The following is a 5,494-nucleotide window of genomic DNA, read 5'->3' as shown; positions in this document are numbered from 1 at the left end:
CGCCGCGCTCCTCGCCGCCGCGCTCCTCGCCGCGCTCCCGGCCGCTCCCGCCCAGGCCGCGCCCGCCGCCCCGGACCCCACCCGCGCCGAGATCTACCGGGCGCTCGAACTGGACCGGGAACCGGCCGACTACGCGATCCTCGTGGACACCTCCGGCTCCATGACCGAGGAGGGCCGGTACGACACCGTCCGGGCGACGCTGCGCCCCTTCCTGGACGGCCTCACCCCCGAGGACCACGTCGCGCTGTTCACGTTCGACTCCCGGACCGAGGCGCGGTACGTGGGCCCGGCCGGTAACACCTCCAAGATCATCTCCGCGCTCCCGGCCGCGCCCACCGAGGGCGGCGACACCGACATCGGCGCCGCCCTGGACGCCGCCCTGGAGGAGGTGGCTCGCGACGACGCGTCGCCGGTGGCCTCCGTCGTCCTGCTCACCGACGGCGAGCACCGCCCCGCCGCCCACTCCCGCTACCCCAAGGCGTCCGGCCCCGCCTGGGACGCGCTCACCAAGCGGGCGAAGGCGGTCGCCGGACGCACCGAACTCGCCGGCTACGCCATCCCGCTGGGCGGCGGCGCGACCGGCGCCGGCCTCCTCGCGAACGTCGTCCCCGACACCACCGTCCTGCGCCCGGACGGCATCCAGGACCTCGGCGCCTACCTGGCCCGGGCCGGCGACCGCACCCGGGCCCGCAAGGCCGCGCGGCTCCTCGCACCCGACACCGGCAAGGGCGTCACCGCCACCTGGCAGGACGGCGACACCGTCGACCTCGGCGACGGCTCCGCCACCAGGAAGCTCACCCTGCGCTCGGCCACCGCCCACGCCCCCCTGGCCGTCACCGGGCTGCGCGCCTCCGTCACCGGACCGGACCTGACCGTCGAAGGGCTGCCCGCCCGACTCGACCTGGAACCGGGCGAGTCGAAGACCTACACCCTCCGGCTGCGCGGCCGGCTCTCCGCAGGCGCCCTGCCCTACCGCCGCACGGAGAACGCCCGTGCCACCTTCCACCTGGCGGGCAGGGTCACCTCCCCCTGGCAGCGGCCCCTCGCCCCCGACATCCAGCTCAGGACCCCGGCGGCGGTACGCGTCCAGCAGACGGGGCTGCCGCTGCGGGCCGACGTCGGCTCCGCCGTGTTCCTGCCCGCCCTGGCCACCGGGCTCGCCGTCGTCGTCCTCGCCGGCTGGCTGACCTGGCGGCGGACCAACCGGCCGCCGCTGCGGGGCGTGCTCCTGCTCGCCACCCCCTTCGGCGGGCCGCTGCCCGAGCGGATCGAGCTGCGCGGACGCCGGATGGCGCTGCGCCCCGCCTCGGCCGGCGGCCGGGGCACCGTCCACGGACGGCGCAGGTCCACCCGCGAGGGCCCCCGCACCGATCTGCGCATCCGGTTCTCGCCGGACGGCACGGCCGCCCGCGAGAGCGGCGCGGTCTGCGCACCCGGCGCCGAAGTCGTCGTCAGCGGCGTCTCCTTCACCTACCTGGACGCACCCGGCGCCGCCCCCGCCCCCGGCCGGCCCGGATGACCGGCACCGCCCTCAACGTGGCCGCCACCCGCGTCGGCACCGAAGCACTCGGACCCGGCGTGCGGTCCGCGCTCTGGGTCCAGGGCTGCCCGTTCAGCTGCGCCGGCTGCATGGCGCCCGACTGGATCCCCTTCCGTACCGCCCGGCGGGCCGCGCCGGCGGAACTGGCCCGGGAGCTGCTGGCCGACGCGCGGGTGACCGGGCTGACCTTCTCGGGGGGCGAGCCCATGGCCCAGGCGGCCGGCCTCGCCGAAGTGGCCCGGCTGGCCCGGGACATCCGCGACGTGACGGTGATCTGCTTCACCGGACACCGGCTCGAACGGCTCCGTGCCCGGCCGCCGGGGCCCGGCGTCGCCGCGCTGCTGGCCGAGGTGGACGTCCTGGTCGACGGCGTGTACGCGGCCGCCCTGGACGACGGACGCGGCCTGCGCGGCAGCACCAACCAGCGCGTCCACCACCTCACCGGACGCCTCGCGGACACGGGTTACGACTTCGAGCACCGCACCCGGTCCGCCGAGATCGCCGTCAACGGACCGGAGGCCCTGCTCATCGGCGTACCGCCGCCCGGCCTGCTCGACGCCTTCGACCTCGCGGTCGACGCGGTCCGCACCCGTACCACGACCCCCGTGAGAGGACAGGAACACGATGAGCGGTAGGAAGCGCATCCAGGTCGACGAGTCCGAGTGGTACCGCATCCAGCGCAAGGCCCAGCAGCTCAAGGCCGTCCAGCGCGACATCCCCGGCCTCATCGAGGAGGTCCGCCGCCGGACCGGCGAGGACCTGGAGCGGGTCTTCTCACGCGTCGAGGAGCGACAGCGGCGGCACGAAGCGGTCGTCCAGGGCCTCAGCGATCAGACCCGCCGACTGGAGGCCGACACCGCGCGCCGGCTCCGCGACCAGGCCGCCGAGGTGCGCGGGGCGCTCGCCGCGTCCGCCGGGCAGATCCGCGAGGAGACCCGCCGGCGCCTCGCCGACCAGCAGGAACGGACCCGCCGGGCCATCGCCGAGGAACGCGCCGAACGCCGCGCCGAGACCGCCCGGCTCGCGCGGGAGATCGGCGAACTCACCGAGGACCGGGCCCGCGCCGGCCGCACGGTACGCAGCTGGCTGGCCGACGCCCGCGCGCTGGCCGCCGACCTCACCGAGGCCGGGCTCCACGAGCGCTACGCACCGGGCGAACTGGACCGCCTCACCGGCCGGCTCACCACCGCCGAACAGAACGCCGCCGAGGGCAGGTTCGACGCCGCCCTCGCGCTCGTCCAGGAGACCTGTCACTCCCTGAGCGAGCTCCGCGCCGACACCGAACAGCGCGAACTGGAGCGCTGCACCGCCCAGCTGGCCGCCATCGACGCACTCGCCACCGTGGCCGGCGCGATCGACGGCAGCCGCGAACAGCCCGTCACCGGCCCCGACGGCACCGTCCTGCCCGACTACACCGTGGACGTCGCCTACTGGTCCGAGGGCGACTGGGACCGGCTGCGTACCGAGGCCGCCGAGACCCTCGCCCGCGCCCGCGACGACGCCACGGGCACCGACGAACTCCTCGGCCTGCGCGACCGCGAGGCACCCCGCCTGGAGGAGGAGCTCGGCGAGACCGTGGGGCGCGCCACGATGCGCCACCTCGCCTCGCAGCTCCGGGTGAACCTGGCCGACACCGTCGCCCACAGCCTGAGCAGGCTCGCCTACTACGACTTCGTGGACGGCGAGTACGAGAACGCCGACCCCCGGGGCTCGTACTACGCCAAGCTGCGCCACGAGAACGGCAACGAGATCGTCCTCGACATCTCGCAGGCCGCTCCGGACTCCGGTGAGCAGGTCGTCCGGGTCCTCTCCTACGACTACGACACCACCTCCGAGGACCAGCTCCGCGACCGCGCCGAGGCCGTCCGCCGGGCCCTCGCCGAGGACGGCCGGGCCGCCCCGGCCGCCCCCGAGGCCGAACCCGGCACCCCGGACCGGGGCTTCCTCGACATCGAGGGCCACCGGCAGCGCGGGGAGGAGGCCCGGCGGAGGGGGACGGGGAGCGGCGGATGACCCGGCCCGGCGAACCGGCCCGCCCCGCCGGGCCGCTGGTGGAACGCCTCGACCCGGCGGCGCTGCGCGGGGGCGAACCGTTCACCATCCTCTACGGTCCCGGCGCCGGCGACCTCTTCGTCGACACCGCCTACCAGGTCTGCCGGCTGGAGGAGGCGCTGTGGCGGCTGCTGCGCGCCGAGGGCTACGAGCGGATCGTCTTCAGCTCCACCGACCACCCCGTCTACTTCCGGGACACCGCGTCCCGCGACCTGTCCCGGCCGGGCGCCAGCGCACCCGGCCCCCGCACGGGGGGCGGCACGGGGCTCCCCGCCATGCGTACGCCCGGCATGCGGGGGCCGATGGGCAACCTCCGGGTCGCCGGCGGCGCGCCCCGCGAGGACAGCGCGCCGCTGCCCGCTCCCGGCCCCGCGCCCGGGGTCAGCGACCCGTTCGCCGTGATGACCCTGAAGGGCTACCTGACGCAGCGCCGGCACCGCACGGCCGTCGTCTTCGCGCACGCCGAGGGCACCCTCCTCCACTACCGCGCCCAGCGCGAGCTGGCCGGCGCCATGGACGCCTGGGCCGACGACCACGGCAACGGAAACCTGTGGGTGATGGTCTTCCGCCGGTCCGGCCTGGACGAGGTCGCGCGGTTCGTGGAGTCCTGCCGCGCCTACCCGGCCCTGGAAGCCCTGGTCCGCCAGCAGGCCGCCGCCCCGGGCCGCCCCGGCACCGCCAGGATCGGCCACCCGCCCGCCGCCGAGGTGGAACGGCTCGTCCACGCCGTACGGCTGCGCACCGGACTGCGCGTCGGGGACTGGCGGGAACTGGACACCGTCGTCAGGGCGATGGGCGGCCACCCCCGCACGGCGCGCGCCTGGCGGGCCTGGCTGGAACAGCTGGCCGCCACCCCGGGCGCCGTCCTCGGCCCGGCCGCGGTACGCGACTCCTTCCCCGGGGCCACCACGGACGACCCCCGTGGCCCGTGGGAACGGCTGGCGGCCATGCCGGGGCTCGACGTGGTGCGCGAGCGCTTCGAGCAGCTGCGGGCCGAGGCCGAGACGGCGGAGGCCCTGCACGCGGGCGGCCGGGCCGGCGTCTTCGAACCGCCCTCCCTGCACCTCGTGTTCACCGGCAACCCGGGCACCGGCAAGACCACGGTGGCCCGGCTGGCCGGGGAGATCTACCGCGACCTCGGGCTCCTGGAGCGGGGCCACGTGGTCGAGGCGAAGACGAGCGACCTGGTGGCCGGCTACGTCGGCCAGACCGCCGGGCTCGTCGACGCGGCCGTCGACAGCGCCCTGGACGGGGTGCTGTTCATCGACGAGGCGTACGAACTGAGCGACCAGCGCGACGGCTTCGGCCACGAGGCCATCCAGGCCCTGCTCACCCGCATGGAGAACGACCGGGGCCGGCTCGTCGTGATCGTCGCCGGGTACCCGGACAAGATGACCGAGTTCCTGGCCGCCAACCCCGGCCTGAGGAGCAGGTACGCCCAGGACAACGTCCTGCGTTTCCCCGACTACCCGCCGCCCGACCTGCACGCCATCGCCCTCGGCCGGCTCCGCGAGCGAGGGGCCCGGCCCACCCCCGAGACGGAGTCCCAGCTCCTGCGGATCGTCACCGGGATGCACCGCACCCGCGACGAGTCCTTCGGCAACGCCCGCGACATGCGCACCCTCGCCGACGCCGTCTTCACCCGCTGGTCCCACCGGGTACGCCGCCGGGTGGACGAACCCGTCGTCCCCGACGACATCCCCGAGCGCTACCGCGACCACCTGGACCGCCCGGCCCCCGACCCCGCGCGGCTCCTCGCCGAGCTGGACGCGTACGTGGGCCTCGGCCCGGTCCGCGAGGTGCTGACCGGCCTCGCCAACCGGCAGCGCCTGCGCCGGGCCCACGGCACCGGCGAGCTGACACCCCCGCACCTGGTGTTCACCGGGCCGCCCGGGACCGGCA

Annotated in this window: 4 protein-coding genes; all 4 read left to right on the top strand. The window is 76.2% G+C overall.

The window, feature by feature from the left end; all coding sequences use genetic code 11:
* Window positions 1-1,519 (top strand): vWA domain-containing protein (locus G3I41_RS11215; RefSeq protein ID WP_164400053.1); only part of this gene is annotated, 1,519 nt, incomplete at its 5' end.
* A complete protein-coding gene (locus tag G3I41_RS11210) occupies window positions 1,516-2,175 on the top strand; it encodes a 4Fe-4S single cluster domain-containing protein (RefSeq protein ID WP_164400052.1) in 660 nt (219 codons plus the stop codon). The genes G3I41_RS11215 and G3I41_RS11210, both read left to right, overlap by 4 nt.
* Entirely contained in the window at window positions 2,165-3,553 is a 1,389-nt protein-coding gene (locus G3I41_RS11205; protein WP_164400051.1) for a hypothetical protein, read from the top strand. Before G3I41_RS11210 ends, G3I41_RS11205 begins: the two co-directional genes overlap by 11 nt.
* Window positions 3,550-5,494: AAA family ATPase (locus G3I41_RS37400; protein WP_164400050.1), on the top strand; the 1,945-nt coding region annotated here is incomplete at its 3' end. The genes G3I41_RS11205 and G3I41_RS37400, both read left to right, overlap by 4 nt.

Origin of the sequence: Streptomyces sp. SID9727 (assembly GCF_010550605.1) — a bacterium.
Classification (GTDB): Bacteria; Actinomycetota; Actinomycetes; order Streptomycetales; family Streptomycetaceae; genus Streptomyces.
This window is presented reverse-complemented; position numbering and strand designations above follow the sequence as displayed.

Excerpts from the sequence above, each read along its gene's own strand:
- G3I41_RS11210 (WP_164400052.1), top strand. The coding sequence starts at position 1,516 with ATGACCGGCACCGCCCTCAACGTGGCCGCCACCCGCGTCGGCACCGAA.
- G3I41_RS11205 (WP_164400051.1), top strand. The coding sequence starts at position 2,165 with ATGAGCGGTAGGAAGCGCATCCAGGTCGACGAGTCCGAGTGGTACCGC.